This is a genomic window from Mesorhizobium sp. M0910 (assembly GCF_040319465.1).
GTDB lineage: Bacteria > Pseudomonadota > Alphaproteobacteria > Rhizobiales > Rhizobiaceae > Mesorhizobium.
On sequence record NZ_JAMYNZ010000001.1, the window covers coordinates 35,755 to 51,409 of the forward strand.

15 protein-coding genes and 2 pseudogenes are annotated in these 15,655 nt (G+C 60.6%); 11 read left to right on the top strand and 6 right to left on the bottom strand.

Annotated elements, in window-relative coordinates; genetic code table 11:
* Window positions 1-81 precede the first annotated feature (81 nt).
* From NKH78_RS00190 to NKH78_RS00200, 3 genes and pseudogenes are all read right to left on the bottom strand, one after another.
* Window positions 82-225 (bottom strand): annotated as a pseudogene (locus tag NKH78_RS00190) (ferredoxin); the annotation flags it as partial.
* Window positions 209-1,498 (bottom strand): cytochrome P450, encoded by a 1,290-nt coding sequence (locus NKH78_RS00195; protein ID WP_352881426.1) that lies wholly within the window; start codon window positions 1,496-1,498, stop codon window positions 209-211. The pseudogene NKH78_RS00190 and the gene NKH78_RS00195, both read right to left, overlap by 17 nt.
* A 90-nt stretch (window positions 1,499-1,588) precedes the next feature.
* Window positions 1,589-2,791 carry a cytochrome P450 gene (locus NKH78_RS00200; RefSeq protein WP_352881429.1) on the bottom strand — a complete coding sequence of 401 codons (1,203 nt, stop codon included), beginning with the start codon at window positions 2,789-2,791 and terminating at the stop codon, window positions 1,589-1,591.
* Window positions 2,792-4,442: 1,651 nt separating this feature from the next.
* On the opposite strand from NKH78_RS00200, the gene NKH78_RS00205 reads away from it, so the two are divergent.
* From NKH78_RS00205 to NKH78_RS00245, 9 genes are all read left to right on the top strand, one after another.
* Window positions 4,443-4,976, top strand: a complete 534-nt coding sequence (locus NKH78_RS00205; RefSeq protein ID WP_352881432.1) for a peroxiredoxin — start codon at window positions 4,443-4,445, stop codon at window positions 4,974-4,976.
* 70 nt (window positions 4,977-5,046) lie between these two features.
* Entirely contained in the window at window positions 5,047-6,483 is a 1,437-nt protein-coding gene (gene rpoN / locus NKH78_RS00210; RefSeq protein WP_352829388.1) for an RNA polymerase factor sigma-54, read from the top strand.
* Between the two features lie 57 nt (window positions 6,484-6,540).
* Window positions 6,541-7,758 carry an MFS transporter gene (locus NKH78_RS00215; protein ID WP_352881436.1) on the top strand — a complete coding sequence of 406 codons (1,218 nt, stop codon included), beginning with the start codon at window positions 6,541-6,543 and terminating at the stop codon, window positions 7,756-7,758.
* A 367-nt stretch (window positions 7,759-8,125) separates the two neighbouring features.
* Window positions 8,126-8,332: a transcriptional regulator gene (locus NKH78_RS00220; protein ID WP_352881440.1), complete on the top strand. Its 207-nt coding sequence runs from the start codon at window positions 8,126-8,128 to the stop codon at window positions 8,330-8,332.
* A 456-nt stretch (window positions 8,333-8,788) separates the two neighbouring features.
* Window positions 8,789-9,274: a hypothetical protein gene (locus tag NKH78_RS00225; protein WP_352881443.1), complete on the top strand. Its 486-nt coding sequence runs from the start codon at window positions 8,789-8,791 to the stop codon at window positions 9,272-9,274.
* A 357-nt stretch (window positions 9,275-9,631) separates the two neighbouring features.
* Entirely contained in the window at window positions 9,632-9,766 is a 135-nt protein-coding gene (locus NKH78_RS00230; protein ID WP_352881445.1) for a YHYH domain-containing protein, read from the top strand.
* 10 nt (window positions 9,767-9,776) lie between these two features.
* Entirely contained in the window at window positions 9,777-10,052 is a 276-nt protein-coding gene (locus NKH78_RS00235; RefSeq protein ID WP_352548246.1) for a hypothetical protein, read from the top strand.
* 303 nt (window positions 10,053-10,355) lie between these two features.
* Entirely contained in the window at window positions 10,356-10,586 is a 231-nt protein-coding gene (locus NKH78_RS00240; RefSeq protein WP_352881448.1) for a hypothetical protein, read from the top strand.
* 57 nt (window positions 10,587-10,643) lie between these two features.
* Window positions 10,644-10,772: a hypothetical protein gene (locus tag NKH78_RS00245; RefSeq protein WP_352548242.1), complete on the top strand. Its 129-nt coding sequence runs from the start codon at window positions 10,644-10,646 to the stop codon at window positions 10,770-10,772.
* A gap of 604 nt (window positions 10,773-11,376) precedes the next feature.
* Here the strand turns inward: NKH78_RS00245 and NKH78_RS00250 are convergent.
* Both NKH78_RS00250 and NKH78_RS00255 read right to left on the bottom strand, forming a co-directional pair.
* Window positions 11,377-11,688: a hypothetical protein gene (locus NKH78_RS00250; protein WP_352548240.1), complete on the bottom strand. Its 312-nt coding sequence runs from the start codon at window positions 11,686-11,688 to the stop codon at window positions 11,377-11,379.
* Window positions 11,672-11,848 (bottom strand): hypothetical protein, encoded by a 177-nt coding sequence (locus tag NKH78_RS00255; protein ID WP_352548238.1) that lies wholly within the window; start codon window positions 11,846-11,848, stop codon window positions 11,672-11,674. Before NKH78_RS00255 ends, NKH78_RS00250 begins: the two co-directional genes overlap by 17 nt.
* A gap of 801 nt (window positions 11,849-12,649) precedes the next feature.
* Between NKH78_RS00255 and NKH78_RS00260 the strand changes: the two genes are divergently transcribed.
* Window positions 12,650-13,096 carry a hypothetical protein gene (locus NKH78_RS00260; protein WP_352548236.1) on the top strand — a complete coding sequence of 149 codons (447 nt, stop codon included), beginning with the start codon at window positions 12,650-12,652 and terminating at the stop codon, window positions 13,094-13,096.
* Between the two features lie 211 nt (window positions 13,097-13,307).
* Here the strand turns inward: NKH78_RS00260 and NKH78_RS00265 are convergent.
* Window positions 13,308-14,497, bottom strand: a protein-coding gene (locus NKH78_RS00265) for an IS3 family transposase (protein WP_352881454.1) whose coding sequence is annotated in 2 segments (ribosomal slippage) — window positions 13,308-14,248 and window positions 14,248-14,497 — 1,191 coding nt in all. Because the reading frame shifts where the segments join, the coding sequence is not laid out codon by codon here.
* A 110-nt stretch (window positions 14,498-14,607) separates the two neighbouring features.
* Here NKH78_RS00265 and NKH78_RS00270 point away from each other — a divergent pair.
* Window positions 14,608-15,607: pseudogene (locus NKH78_RS00270) on the top strand (IS5 family transposase); the annotation flags it as partial.
* Window positions 15,608-15,655 lie beyond the last annotated feature (48 nt).

Below are 15,655 nucleotides of genomic sequence, written 5' to 3' on the forward strand. Positions count from 1 at the left end.
ATCGCCAGCGTCGCTTTCGATGACCCGAATGGCGGCGACCGGGCACTGGTTGGCCGCAAGCCGCACGGCGGCGTGCAGCGCCTGCGGGACCGTCGCCACGCACACTTCGGCCACGCCGTCCGGTTCGCGCTGGCGAAAGGTGCCCGGCAGCGTCTGCACGCACTGCCCGGTAGTTCCGCACAGATCCTGATCGACCAGGACGCGCATCTCAGCCCTCCTGCCCATGCAGCCGCACCGGCAGCGCGCGGAAGGTCCTAAGGAACGCGGAGGGCTCCCGGGTCGGCTGCTCGGCCAATGCCAGCGTGGGGAAGCGCGCCTGGATCCGCGGCAGGCTCTCGGCCAACTGCACTCGGGCCAGTTGCGCACCCAGGCAGAAGTGGATGCCGTGGCCGAAGGTCAGCATGATCTTCCCGTCGATCGACATGCCAGGACTGGTGCCGTAGAACCGCACGGGATCGAAGCGGTCGGGATCGGCGAAGGCGTCCGGGTCGCGATTGCCGGCCGCGATCAGCACGCGCACGTCCGCGTTCTTCGGGATCACCACGCCGCCCAGTTCGATGTCGCGCTGGGCGATACGCGGAATGGAGCTGAACATGGCGGGCGCGTCGTAGCGCAAGGCTTCTTCGACGAATGCCTTCACCCCCACGGCATCTCCCTTCAGCCAGTGCCGCTGTTCGGGATACGCCAGCATCGCCAGGACCGCATGGCCGATGGCCGCGGCAGTGGTGGCGAAGCCGCCCAGCAGCATGCCCCATAGCATGCTGATCAATTCCGCATCCGACAGCATCTCGGCATCGTCGTCGTGTGCGCCAACCAGCATTGACACGATGTCGTGGCGGGCATCGGTGCGCTTGCGCTGTATGAGGTCGCCGAAGTAGGCCTGCACCCTGGCGCTGGCCGCGTCCCCCGCAGCGAGTTGGGGATCGCTGGCGTGCGGGCTCAGGCCTTCCAGAATGGCGCTGATGCCGGTGACGAGCCCGAGAATGTCGTCCGGGGGCATGCCGAACAGTTCGCCGAAAACCAGCATGGGCAAGGCCAGCGCGAATTCCTGATGCAGGTCCACTGCCTCCCCGCGCTCCAGTGCGGGCGCCATGCCGTCCAGGCGCGCTGTGACAATGCGAGCGATGGTCGGCCTCAGGTTGTCGATCCGGCCGATGGTGAAATCGCGCGAGATCAGCCGGCGCAGACGCGTATGCGTTGGAGGTTCCTTCATCGCTAAAGTGGACGCCAGCAAACTTAGCGACAGGCTGGTCGCCGCACGCGGGAAATAGCGCGCCAGTTCGCCTGGCGCCGGCCCCCGAAAAGCATCGCCCGTGGCCTTGAGCACCCAGTAGATGTCAGCGTGGCGGCTCAACAGAAAGAGGCCCGACGCCGCGCGATGTACCGGATTGTGCTCGCGCAACCACCGCATGAATGGGTACGGGTCCTGAATGCACGCTGGCGACGCCAGTTCGGCGAAGGCGTCCCGGCATGCTGCCGTGGTTTCTTGCACGTCCATCTTGGTCACCTGTTGGCTGGCTGATCTGATCGGCGCGCGGCAGGCGCGCCGGCAATTCGAGAACATCGCGTTCCTGGTGGGGTCCGCGCATCACCAGAGCACCGGGAACTCCTCGAACCCGCCAGTGATGATCTCCTTGCGCAACTTCAGTTCTTCGGGCGCCACGGCCAGGCGCAGCGCGGGAAAGCGCTGGAAGATCGAACCGAACACCGCCTTGAGTTCCAGCCTGGCCAGCGCCAAGCCGATGCAGTTGTGCGGCCCGTAGGAGAACGCCAGGTGCGGGTTTTCGTCGCGTCCGATGTCGAAGATTTCCGGGTCGTCGAAATGGCGCGGATCGAACGACGTCGCCGGCAGGCCGACCAGCACCTTGCTCTCCGCGGGAACATGCACGCCCGCGATGGTCACGTCGGTCCTCGGATAGCGCATGATGCCGTCCCAGCCGGCGCCCGGCGGGTACATGCGCAGGATTTCCTCCACCGCCTTGTCCACCAGGGATGGATCGCCGACCAGGCGTTCGCGCTGTTGCGGATGGCGGAACATGGCCAGCAGGCCGAATTCGATCTGCGCGACGGTGCTCTCGTGCCCCGCCACCAGCATGCCCGCCGCCAGGCCGATCGCCTCTTCCTCGGTCGCCTTGCCCTGGTCGACCGCCGCGAGCAGATCCGTCAGCACGTTGTCGCCCGGATCCTGGCGCTTGTCCCGCATCTTGCCGCGAATGTAGGCGCGGAGTTCTTCCCAGGCCAGGCGCGACGCGCTTCGCGGGCCGCTTTCATGCTGGTGCGTCATCACCTCGTCGGACAGCCCGGCGAAAAAGGCGTGATCCTCGTAGGGCACGCCCATCAGCGCGCCAATGACCATGGCCGGAAGCGGAAAGGAGAGGTGGCGCCGCAGATCGGCGGGCTGGGGCTGGGCCGCCAGCGTCTCGAACAACTGCGCGGCGATCGCCTCGACCTGCTGCGCGAGCTGCTTCACCCTGCCGTTGCTGAAGGCCGGCGCCACGATCGTGCGTAACCGCGTATGCTCGCCCCCCTCGTGCGACACCAGCCATCCTGGCGAACCGAGAATCACCGAATCCGGGGTGAATGCCGCCGGCGGCATTCCCGCGGGCCGGAACGCCGCGTCGGACAACACCGCCTTGGCCTCGTCATAGCCTGTGACCCACCAGCCTTCGTGCCCGGACGGGAAGCGCACGTGGTGGATCGGACGGTTGGCGCGTAGCGCCAACATCTCGGGCGAGGGCTCAATGTGATCGACGCGCCACATCGGCAGCGTCGGCAAAGGTTGTTCGGACATGGTGGCACTTCACTCTATAGCGATGGAAGGGCGGAAGGTGACCGGCGGGCGCTGCGGCAGCGATGACCTAAGACGGCATGTAGACGACATCGTCCGAAGGCAGACCGATTATCAAGATCGGCTAACGCGTAACTGTCTAGGCACATCGCGCGGCGAGATGCAGAACTTTATCCTGCACCTTCGAGGTCAGGATAAAGTCGGCGCGGTGGGCCTTTGAGCCGCCGCCGGCCAAGCTTTCCTGCGCAAGGGTCCACAAGGGCGGCGAGCTGTTGGGTAAGGGCGGTTTCGCCGAGGACCCCCTGCCCATAGACGCTATCCGACGCGGATTTGACATTTTGCTTTTCTTTCTTCGTTCCATTCGTGTCATCCACGAAATGAAAGTCGGTCGGCGGCTCCCGGCCCGCAACGAAGGTGCTTCAAATCTCGTGCCAATTTGGCCGCAGCAGAAAAAGATTGTGGCAGCTTCTCAGCGGCTTAGCCTGAGGCCAGAGAAGAGCTAGGCGAAATAAGCCGGTGTCGCGGGCCAACAAAGGCGACGGAACAGTGTCGGACAGAACGCCTCGGGCGACCTTTAGGTCGGGCTTGCGACATTCTGGTCCAGTTTCGAACATAAGAGGGCGGCAAACAGACACGATTGTGGAATTCGATCCTCACGGAATCAGGGCGCTTGCCCAAGAGCGCGCGCTCATGGTTGCTGCGACAGGCGCGTGTTCGCGATAGCCGTGCCTCCGCACGCAAGAACACGCTAGTGGCACACGCTACGCAATCGCTGCAGTGCCCGCCGGTGTGAGGTAGTGCATCGGCTCGGCTTCCGGTTCGTCTTTGCCCAGCCGGGGCGGAAGCGCCGAATACCCGCACCATACAGCACCGTTGTTGCGTGTGGTGACGAGGCGGTTATAGCGCGCGCCCGATCTTCTAAGACACGGTCTCCGAGAAAAAGGGGGCGGTCCAAAAGCATCTCTATTTGAAATGGCACGCCGCTTGCTGCTCCTGGTTAGAGCACCATCAAAACGATGAAAGCGACTTGCACTATGCCCGACACGCGAAGCTCTAGACCGTGGCCTGAGGAGACGGTGCCCGCTCCCGTTGAACATCGGGGCATCCTCTCCTCCGGAAGTCCGTTCTCGGTGGCCGCTTTGCGCATGGCTGGTCCGGTGCCGGCACGCCAACACGGGGCCCTCGCGCAATTGCCGTTTGCCGGTTCTGTTCAGCATGTGAGTGCCGAAGAGTCCCCGTCAAAGGGTCGCCCAAGCCAAGGTCGGCGGGTCACCGCCACATATCGACAACACGCTGAACCAGTCCAGTGACGCGGGTCTGTTGCGTAAAGTCACATTTGAGGGCTGCACATGCTTGCGATATTGGCTACTTCCGGCCGCTATCACTTTTCCTTGGGCACGAGCGCGAGTGATCGATCCCGCTTGCGGCGCCATAGCCGTGGAAAGCAAGCGGCTCGACGGTCTCCAGCTCGCTCAGATCGATTGCGTTCGGATGGCAAAGACCAGCAGCCAGGACGTTCCCATACGTCGGGATGGAAAAGGAGGTTGCGAGCCGCGAGGTCCTCATTCCGTGCCCAAGCATACGAGCCTTTTCTCGGTATTGCGCCAGCCTCTGCCAGAAATCAACGGCAGTTTTCTTCTTTAGGAGCAACTTGATGACAGTTCAAAAGAAAGTTCCCTTCGTCACCTTTCTCACGCGTGTTCACGATAAGTCGGTCCAAGGGCCAAATCCATATCGCTGGGAAGAAAAGACATCTGACGACTACTTTGCCGGCAAGCGGGTCATCCTGTTCTCGCTGCCTGGCGCCTTCACGCCGACCTGCTCGACCTACCAATTGCCCAAGTTCGAAGAGCTCTATGATGAGTTTGAGAAGGAGGGAATTGACGCGATTTACTGCCTCTCAGTCAACGACGCCTTCGTCATGAATGCGTGGGGGAAGTCCTTGGGCCTGCAGAAGGTTGAGCTCATCCCCGATGGCTCAGGCGAGTTCACACGCAAGATGGGCATGCTGGTCGCCAAGGACAATCTCGGCTTCGGGATGCGCTCCTGGCGCTACGCCGCCCTGATCAACAATGGCGTGGTGGAGCAGTGGTTCGAGGAGGAAGGTTTCTCCGACAACTGCGAGGCCGACCCCTATGGCGTCTCATCCCCGCAAAACGTTCTCGAAACGCTGAAAGTCGCCGCATGACCTAGAAAACGTCTCACTGGTGCCATTGCCCGCCCCAAGAGGCTCCCTCGACAGGATTATCGCGCTCACCATGCAATCCTCAGCAAGCCTGCTTCAGCGCCAGAAGCAATCCATGGTCGCATCGCCTCAACTCATTGAGTCGATTCGCTTGCTGCAACTGGCGCATACTGAACTGCATCAGTTCGTGGAGCGGGAAATCGAGAAGAACCCGCTCTTGGAATCTGCGTCAAACGATGGCGGGCCTTTTGGCGATGTTTCGATTTCGGGAGCGGATCAGCGTGTCGGCCCACGCGCAAACGCCGTTCACGGATCGACCGGGGCCGGGTCGCCTGAACGGCTCGGGCAATGGAAATCACTTCGCAACACGACCAACAACCCGCCGGGTAATGGCCCTTCCCTCGACGAGTTTGCCACCCTCGCCGAAACATTGCACGACCATGTCGCTCGTCAGATCGCCCTCACTGCGTTCACACCACAGGAGCGGCTGATCGCTGGCCAGCTTGCCGCCGATCTGGAAGACACTGGCTATCTTCGGGCCAACCTTTTGGAGCTGGCCGAGAGCCTGAATGTCCGGGAGACTGATGTGGAACGGGTTCTCGGAACCTTGCAGCACTTTGATCCACCGGGAATTTTTGCGCGAACACTCAGAGAATGCCTCGAGATCCAGTTGCGCCAGCGAGACCGGTTCGACCCGGCAATGGCAGCTTTGGTTGCCAATCTTGAAATGCTTGCGCGACGCGATTTTCAGGCGCTGAAGCAGCATTGCGGCGTCGATGAAGACGACCTTCTCGACATGATGCATGAGATTCGTGCGCTCGATCCCAAGCCTGGAAACCAGTTCCAATCCGGTGCGTGTGAATCAATCATACCCGACGTCTGGGTCACGCCCTCGCCGGAAGGCGGATGGCAGATCGAACTTGATCCGGCCACACTGCCCAAGCTGCTGATCAACCAAACCTACTATGCTGAAGTCTCGCGTCACACTGTCCAAAATTCGAAAGATCAAGCATTTCTCAACGAATGCCTGCAAAACGCGAACTGGCTGATCCGCAGCCTCGATCAGCGCGCCAAGACGATTCTTAAGGTTGCGGCTGAAATCGTGCGCCAGCAGGATGCGTTTTTGGAACATGGCGTCGCCCACCTGCGGCCTCTCAATCTCAGGACCGTCGCTGACGCGATCGGCGTGCACGAGTCGACGGTAAGCCGGGTGACCTCGAACAAGTACATGCTTACCCCGCGCGGAGTGTTCGAACTGAAGTATTTTTTCACCGTCGCGATCGCGTCCTGCCAAGGCGGCGATGCGCACTCCGCCGAAGCTGTCCGCCATCGGATCAAAGCGATAATTGCCGCAGAATCTCCCGGCGACGTGCTTTCCGACGATGACATCGCTGTCCGGCTGAAGGAAACCGGCATCGATGTTGCGCGCCGCACCGTCACAAAATATCGCGAAGCAATGAACATCCCCTCCTCCGTGCAACGCCGCCGCGAAATGCGCTTGTGTCTTTAATGTGGGTGAAGGCAGCCAACCTCATGTTGCAGTGCATCCAAAGTGGAGACTTCGTTCATGACCCGATCCGCGGCAGGCGTCATGGACGCTGTTCTGCACGACCCAGAAAAGCCCGACCAACCGTCTGGTCCCGCATGGGGCGCGGTCATTTCGCTTTCCTTGGGCACCTTCGGGCTGGTGACGGCAGAGTTTCTGCCTGTCAGCCTCCTCACGCCCCTCGCGCATGATCTCGATGTCACCGAGGGTGCGGCTGGACAGGCGATGACGGCGACCGCTATCGTCGGGGCGATCTCGGCGCCGACGCTGGCCATCATCACAAAGCGCCTGGACCGCAGGATCGTCATGTGGGCGATGACGCTGCTGCTGATCCTGTCGGACGTTCTGGCGTCCGGCGCGTGGTCGCTGGCAGTACTCCTGACGGCACGCGTCGTGCTCGGCATAGCGCTCGGAGGCTTCTGGTCGATGTCGGCAGCACTGGCGATGCGGCTCGTTCCAAGCCACCTCCTGCCGCGCGCCATGTCGATCATCCTCACCGGCGTTTCCGTCGCTACCGTTTGCGCAGCTCCAATCGGCGCTTATGTCGGCGATATCTGGGGATGGCGAAGCGCCTTCATGGTCGCCGCAGTCGTCGGCGCCGCTACACTGCTGGTGCAACTCGTAACCATTCCGAGGCTGCCTCCGGTTGGAGTGGCTAGCTTCCGCAGCCTGCTGGATGTGGCCAAGATTCCGACGATCAAGGTCGCGCTTTTGGTCGTCCTGCTGGTCGCTTCCGGCCACTTCGCCGGCTTCACCTATATCCGCGCCTTCCTCGAGAAGGTTCCCGCGCTGGATGTCGAGACGATCTCGCTTGTGTTGCTTGCTTTTGGCATCGGCGGATTCTTCGGCAATTTGGCCGGCGGGCTGCTGGCCGAGTACAGTCTCAAGGCAGTCGCGGCCCTTGCACCGCTGCTCATAGCGATAGCCGCTGTTTCGCTGCTGACGGCGGGAGCACTGGCCTCGGCCTCGGCGGTTGCGGTTGCCGCCTGGGGCTTTGCCTTCGGCGCAGTGCCGGTGGGATTGCAGACGTGGATGGTGTGGCGCGCCGCTCCCGAGCAGGCCGAAAGCGCCGGTGTGCTGATGGTCGTAGCGTTCCAAGTGGCAATCGCAGCCGGCGCGATTTTCGGCGGACTATTGGTGGACAATGCCGGGATTACCAGTGCCATTGCCTACAGTGCTGTTGCCACGTTTGTCGCCGCCCTGACAGTGTTCCTGCTCGGCCCGAAGCGCGAAACCTAGACCGCCTGACAGAAGAGGTCTCAGCAGCGCAGCGGGGCGAGAGATGCAATCGCATGCACAGCGCGGCGCGATCCTCCGCTTGCATGGACCAACGGAAGCGCCTCGCCGGCTTCACCTCCGGCCATGGCGACCTTCGCCGCCAGACACGCGAACCGCCATCTTATTCACGGCGTTCCTTGGTCGGCCGACGGCACACCAAACCGACAGTCGCTCTCATCCTCACGCCGTCCCCTGCCGGGACTTCCGCCGCAGCGGATACGGTTGTCCAACATCCTAGACTAAACGTTGGCAAGCGCCGTTTTCTGCTACCGGAACGGCTCGCCCGTCAGCCACATCTTATGCAGGGTAGCTGCAACCCTGGCGTCCAATGGCGACGCTCGCCTTCGCGATACCGCGGCTCTTCGCTTTTCGCGTCAGCATATCCACAATAAGAGACTTTGAGACAGGTAAGCGCCAGCCGATCACAAACAACCTCTCGGCAATCGGCACTGCCGTAGAGACGGCAGGAGCCATCTTCCTGGCCGACGGCGATACAGTAGACGGCGGGCCAGGCGTGAGGCTGAGGAGTCTCTAGGGCGCAACGGAAGCCCAAGTCCCGTCCGGTTGGCACTCATTCTTCCGGCTGTCCTTCCCGCCCTCGATTGCGCCCGTGCATAGAACTCGCCCTTGTAGATGCAGCCTGAAGCTGAGGCATTGGTGTTCTGCCAGACAAGCGTCGGCGAACATACCATAACCGCATCATTTGCTATTATGGTTGAACCGATGGAGTACCCCATGCCGCCAAGCCAGCATCGCTGCTGTTCGAGCGGAGCTTCCTGGGCGATTGCGGCATCGGAAGCAAGAAGAACCAGAACCGTTGAGATGATCGACCGCATTCGACTGCCGCTAAGAATAAAATCGGAGTGACTAGACTCTATTCAGTGACTCCGTGGCTTTCGGATTTCGTCAAGCGCTGCTCCCTTCGGGGAGCCGGCTTGCGCGCGCTTTCAAGTTGCGCGAATGTCGGCCGTAGGGATGGGAGGGCTTTTCCTTGAACAAGTGGCTACTAATGGCCTCAACTGCAGCTGTCGCGGCAGTTGCGACGTTCTTTGTGCTTAACAGCGACTACAACCCGTTCGTATCCCCAATGACCCGAGCTTGTGAGGTAGTCTTAAAGAAACGGCTTCTTGCACCGGCCGGCTACAAGCGGGTCGAGATTACGGAAAATTCCGAACCACTGTCTTTGGACGATTACTTGAAGGACCGCAACACGACATCCGAGTCAGAACGGCTTCTATGGACCAGGATGTACAACGACGACATTGTTGGCAAAAATCCGCCGACAAAGTTCACGCTATTCATCAGCTACGACGCGCCGAACGCCTACGGAACGCCAGTTCGTGGCCTCTCCATGTGCGAATACCGATCCATCTCCGCTAGCAAATTGAATGCGGCATGGTACTCGGTGATCGTCGATAACTTCACACAGATGGGATGGCTGAAAGACCAACTGGTCAAGGGCAACCTGCAGAATTGATCGCGCTCTACTCGCCGCCATCACCGCCCTTATGCTCGCCAGCGCGGTCTGGCGCTACCGGCAGCGCGATATGATCTGGACGGCTGCCTGCCTGGTTAAGGCGATCAGCGCGGTGATCCTTCTTTTGCTGCCGGTGCATTTGGAAGGAAAACGCCAGGCCCGACCCAGCACTTCCGACGACGCTACGTCAAGAATCGGATATCCATAAAGCCGCGGCGGACCTGATACCCGCCTGGCCGGCGCTGATCAGGCAACCTCCCATTGCGGCGCCGGTCATTTTCTCCCAGCTTATTTCCTAGTGGACAGTTGTGCTGGCACGGCGATAGTGCTCTGCTGTCAAGATTACTGGAGGGTGAAATGAAAATAGCAATTCTGGCTGCATTGGTGGCTTTTACATTGGCTCTTGCGACCAGCGCCTATGCACACAGCGGCGGCACGGACAAAAACGGGTGTCATACAAACCACAAGACTGGTGAGTATCACTGCCACTAGGAGCCCCTACGTGAGATTTCGAACGTTAGTCAATTTGGCCACCGTGACGATTACAGCGGCGTTGGCCACCCCCTGCCTTGCGCAGGAGACCTTTGGGGGAAACGACTGCACTGTTGATTGCTCTGGTCACAAGGCGGGCTACGACTGGGCCGAGCAAAACCAGATTTCCAACGAAAGCGACTGCAGCTCGAACAGCCAATCTTTCAACGAGGGCTGTCAGACGTTCGTTGAAGATCCGTCTCGTGGCTCGGACGAAGACGATGAAGGTGAGGAGATTGACGACTGAGTTGCAGGCTGTTGAACCGGTCGTGTTACTCGGGTCTTCGCCCGGCGAGTTCTACCTGCATCAACACGGTGCCGTCGATGACTAGCAAGAACGGCCCGACAGTCTGTTGGGGTGCATTCGACTGACCGTCGGGCCTGACCAGGCGAGCCTGGCTAAAGCAGAACCCTAATATTAGCAACTCTGCATCAGAACCCCTGTTCGGATGTAATGTCCCGGCAGCCTTCGTAGCGCCATTGGCAAGCAGTAAGCGTCAGGATCTATTCCTCCCGTTGCGTCGACACCCCCTCCAACGGAGATCGCCAAATGGCCAGAACCAAACCTTCCGAACGGCTTTCACAGGCGGAAATTGACCGCTTCCTGGCCGCAGCCGAAGCGCTGCACAAGAGCATCGTTAGCCCGCTCCTAGCCTACCACAGCGAGCACTACCAAGCTCTGCGGGAGGTCCAGTCGATCGAGACCATCACCGGCCACAAGGCGCGGTTCATTCAGTGGGACGGCACAGGGCCGGCGCAGCCGCGGGAGCCGTCTGGCTGACCTCTATTAGCTCCCGCTCATCTTGACGCCAGCGCCGGCTGCTCCAGAATCTCGGACATGGCTCGGGGTAATATAAAAGTTGGCGACGAGGTCGCCGTCACCGCCGTTGTGCGCGGCCGGGTGACACCCGATCGCATAAGCGTGACGATCCCCTCCTACGACTTCCCGCATTCTGTTGTCGATTAGACTTCGAATCGCCGTGGTCGGCCAGCATATGGGATTAATAGGCCCGGTCACGCGCATCGACGGCGACAAGGTGACTGTCAGCCTCCCGCCATTGGTGACTGTCCACGCCGAGCACGTGCGCCTGGTCCAAAGCCATGTGGCGCCGCCGGCGAAAAAAGCCGCTTGTTGACAAAGCTTAACGGCGCTGCCGACCCAAAGCAAAAGGCCACCGTAACTTTAAAAAGTGAGTGGGCCCGCACGGACTGGCGAGGCGATGCGAGCCCGGCCGAGTCTTGCGGATCTCGACCAGCAGCGACCACTCGGTGCAGTCCAATCAACAAACCCCAAAATATCAGGTCCGCTTATGTACAAAAAAGCCCACCGGCCGGAGTCAGCGGGCTTCCGGTGGTCGAACATCGGCTCAGGTCTCAGAAGCAGTACCCATCCCAATGATGACGATTTGCGACGTGAGATAGGAAGATTTCCGCGCTTCGTCAGGACAGGCTCTTCATAGGTCTTTTTCATGCGGTGACTCCTCGCTTTTCCATCCCACCTGCGACAATGTTCCAGCAGATGAGAATAATGAGGCAGCGTCGCCAGCGCGCGCGCTATGTTGCGGGGGCGGCTAGTCTCTATATTCAACAGCCGTTGTTGGTGTCCATGTGTAGGTGATCGTCGTGATGGCGGAGCCGTTCAGAGACCCAGAAAACTGCAACCCGGTGCCGCTGGTATATTGCAGCTGCCAGCAGCGATTGTTGGAAAAGGGAGAGTTCGCATTGTAGTTCCCCAGCAGCACCTGCGTGGCGGTATCGGCAAACTTCATCTTTAAGATTTCGACAGTGAAGTTCCCAGCAAAGGCCGTGAACGCGTTGCTCGGCCGCGCGATTGCGCACGGCGCCAGCTTGTTCGCCGATGGCGACCTATCGATCAGGAGCATTGCGAACCTCCACCTGCAGCGTTTCGCCGGCGCGGAGATGATCGGCTGTGAAAACCAGATCGGGCTTGCCGGGAACCGAGAAGATCACCACGGAAGCGAAGAATTCATAGCGACCGGCTGGGGTCCGCATCGGTTCGGGAGATATAATTTCGTCAGTCATTGGCTCTGCTGGCGCGGCGCGGCGCGCTGTGCGAATTTGGGCATTTGGGGGTTCCTAATGAAAAGGCCCGCCTTTTTTGGTGGCGGCTTTGCTGCAGTGCAGCAATCTATGACCAGAATAATTATAGAGTTACTTGCTCTGTGGATTAGCCGTATTTCCCGAGTAGTTACCGGGTGGGGCTATTTACTAACTGCTGATGTTCCGCATAAAAAAGAGGCAGACGGCGAATCACCGTCTGCCTCTGTCTGTTGCGCGTACTCACGGTCGTGGTGCCGAGTGAACGAACGAAGACCGCGAGTCCGCTCCCTAGCAGGTCGGCAACTAGCGTCCTGAGGCCCCTTTGGCAAGCCACAGGAGTAAGACAGATGTCGAAGAATCCTCCCCTTCGGCCGGGTCAACCTGCTCCGCGTTCCGGCCAATACGAGATCGTTGGCCCCCGCGGCGGCAAAGGTCCCGAAAGGACAGTAGTTCGCAATGAACCGCTGCCCCCGACACCTTCGAAAGGATCTACCTACAAGTTAGTGGATCCGACCAAGCACGGCAAATAAATGACACTGGCGGCGGGCTTCGGCCCGCCGTTTTCGTTAAACCGCGTTGAGGGAAGAAAATGGCGAACAAAGGCGACGGCCCGAAGAAGACGGGCGGCGGCAATAAAAACGGGAGCCAACCCCGGACGGGTACCAGCAAGGAAGTTGGCTCCGTTTCCAAATCAGCAACCACAAACCACTACACCGCGCGCCTTGGTGGCAAGTCGAGCCAGGGCGGTCAGGGCGGCGGTAGTGAAGGGGGTGGTGGTCGGTAGTGAATGCAGCCAACATAGCCAACTATGTGACGATAGTTGGGTTTCCCATTGCAATTGTTGGCCTGGCCTTTGTATTTCGACAAATTAGAATGGACAAGCTAACCGCTTCAGCGGGTGCCGTTGTGACAATTCACGAAGGCATACGAGAGCGATTGGATTTGATCTCCCGAATCGAACGGACAAAAGGCGGCGTCGACAACTCGGACTGGATCGGGGCGTTTTTCGACCTCGCCAACGATTTGGAACTAGCTTGCGCGATAGTGTTGGATAGCCAGTTAACCGGTCGCACTGGTAAATTCGCCGAGTTTCTGATCAGCGACATGCTGAAGATGATTGAAAGCGACCCACGTCTTAGGGACAGGTTTGCCGGAGCGATTCATGATCCGGAGACATTTTCCAACATAAGAGACTATATAGCGCTGAGAAAGCTTGGGGGCGACGCCTAGACCCGCATCGATGGGCGGTCGGACGTGTGAAAGAGATGACGGAGGCGCGAGAGTTTAGCCCGCCGCCAGTATTTTGTCGGCCGTGAAGAATACGGAAGCCGCTGATATCGCATAGGAATAGTGTACTTTTCAGGCTTCCGAATTGCAGGTAACGGCCAGTTTGTGGATAGTTTTCTTGCAATTCCAGTTTGCGTGACGTTGCCCCCAGTTTCTATCCAGTTTTGAGTTCGTTTCCGGCGTGGGTTGTGCCCTGCTGGGCGGGTGAAGCGACGGGCGCTGGCGCGGAGCCTTTGGCATAGCGCAGCGCGAGCGACCGTCGCGGGTTGAAGGTGCTGGCGAACTCGGCCGGTGTCTGCCAGGCGATTTGGGAGTGCGGCCGCGCGGTGTTGTAGTCGGCGTGCCACAGGGCGATGGCGACGCGCGCCTGAGCCAGCGAGGTAAACAGTGTCTCGTTGAGCAGTTCATCGCGCAGTCGGCCGTTGAAGCTCTCGATGAAGCCATTCTGCATCGGCTTGCCGGGCGCAATGTAATGCCATTCGACGCGGTTCTGATCCGCCCAGGCGAGGATGGCGTTCGAGGTGAACTCGCTGCCATTGTCGCTGACGATCATTCTCGGCCGGCCGCGCTCGGTGATGAGCCGGTCCAATTCGCGGGCAACCCGCATGCCCGAGAGAGATGTATCAACGATGAGTGCCAGGCACTCTCTCGTGCAGTCGTCGACGACGGCCATGATGCGGAAGCGGCGCCCGTCGGTGAGCTGGTCCGATACGAAGTCGAGCGACCAGCGCTCGTCGGGCCTCAGCGGCACCAGCATCGGCGCCCTGGTCCCGATCGCCCGCTTGCGGCCGCCACGGCGGCGAACGGCGAGCTTCTCCTCCCGATAAAGCCGGAACAGCTTCTTGTGGTTCACGACCAGGCCCTCCCGCCTCAGCATCACGAGAAGACGCCGGTAGCCGAACCGACGACGCTCCTGCGCGATCGCCTTCATCCGTTCGCGAACCTCGCGGTCGTCCGGCCTGCTGGTCTCGTAGCGAACCGTCATGCGGCAACAGCCGATGGCTTTACACGCCCGCCGTTCGCTCATCCCGAAGCCTTCCTTCAGGCGAGCGACAGCTTTCCGCTTGGCCGCGGGCGTCACCATTTCTTTCCCACAAGATCCTTCAACGCGGCATTGTCGAGCATGGCGTCGGCCAGAAGCCGCTTCAGCCGCGTGTTCTCGTCCTCCAGCGCCTTCAGCCGCCGAGCCTCGGACACATCCATCCCGCCGAAGCGGGCCTTCCAGTTGTAGATCGAGGCGTCGCTGACCCCGTGCTTGCGGCACAGATCGGCAACCGATACCCCGGCCTCGTGTTCCTTCAAAATTCCGATGATCTGCTCTTCAGAGAAGCGGCTGCGTTTCATGTCCTGGTCCTCTCGATGGGCCAGAACGAACTTCAAACCGGATTAGATCAGAGGGGCAAGGTCATGCGATTTCGCCGCTTGGCGAAGCGTGATGCAGTGCTTTCATCGCAGTGAATCGGAGCCAGGTGGGCAGGCGACGCGAGACGGGAGAGCAGGATCTTTTCCGCTCCAGGCTCGATCAGATCATCAACATGAAGCACGAGCTGGTGCGCCTGACGCAGGCGATCGACTGGCCGGTGCTGGAGGCGCGCTTCGGTGCGGTCTATTCGGACGGTCCCGGCATGCCGCCGCTGCCGACCCGGCTGATGGCGGGGCTGGCGATCCTCAAGCACACCTTCAACCTGTCGGACGAGGTGCTGTGCGAGCGCTGGGTGGAAAACCCCTACTTCCAGTATCTGTGCGGCGAGGAGTTCTTCCGCCACGACCTGCCCTTCGACCGCTCGTCGATGACGCGCTGGCGCAGCCGCATGGGCGAGGAGCGGATCGTCGCGCTTTTGCAGGAAAGCCTCAGCATTGCGGTCAAGACCGGGGCGATGAAGCCGACCGACACGCGCCAAGTGATCGTGGACACGACCGTGCAGCCGAAGAACGTGATGTTCCCGACCGACGCCAAGCTCATCCATCGCGCCCGCGAGCGGCTGGTGCGGCTGGCGAAGAAGACGCGGCTCGACCTGCGCCAGACCTATGTGCGGGTCGGCAAGCTGGCGCTGATCAAGCACCAGCGCTACGCCCACGCCAAGCAATTCAAGCGGGCCAACAAGGCCCTGCGCAGGCTCAGGACGTATCTGGGGCGCACCGTCCGCGACATCTCCCGTCAGATCGCCAGCGACGCGGAGCTGGACGCGATCTTCAAGTGGCCGCTCTACCAGGCCTCCGTTCTCGAGCAGCGTCAGCGCCAGCGCGGCCGCAAAATCTACAGCCTGCATGCGCACGAGGTGGAATGCATCGGTAAGGGCAAGGCGCATGCGCCCTACGAGTTCGGGGTGAAGGTGTCGGTGGCCACCACGCTGAAGCGCTCAAAAGGGTGGCCAGTTCGCCCTGCATGCAAAAGCGCTGCCCGGTAATCCCTATGACGGCCACACGCTCGCACCGATCATCCCTGACATGGAAGCGCCGTGACAGAACTTACCAGTTTTCTAGGTGCCCAATACCGTACCA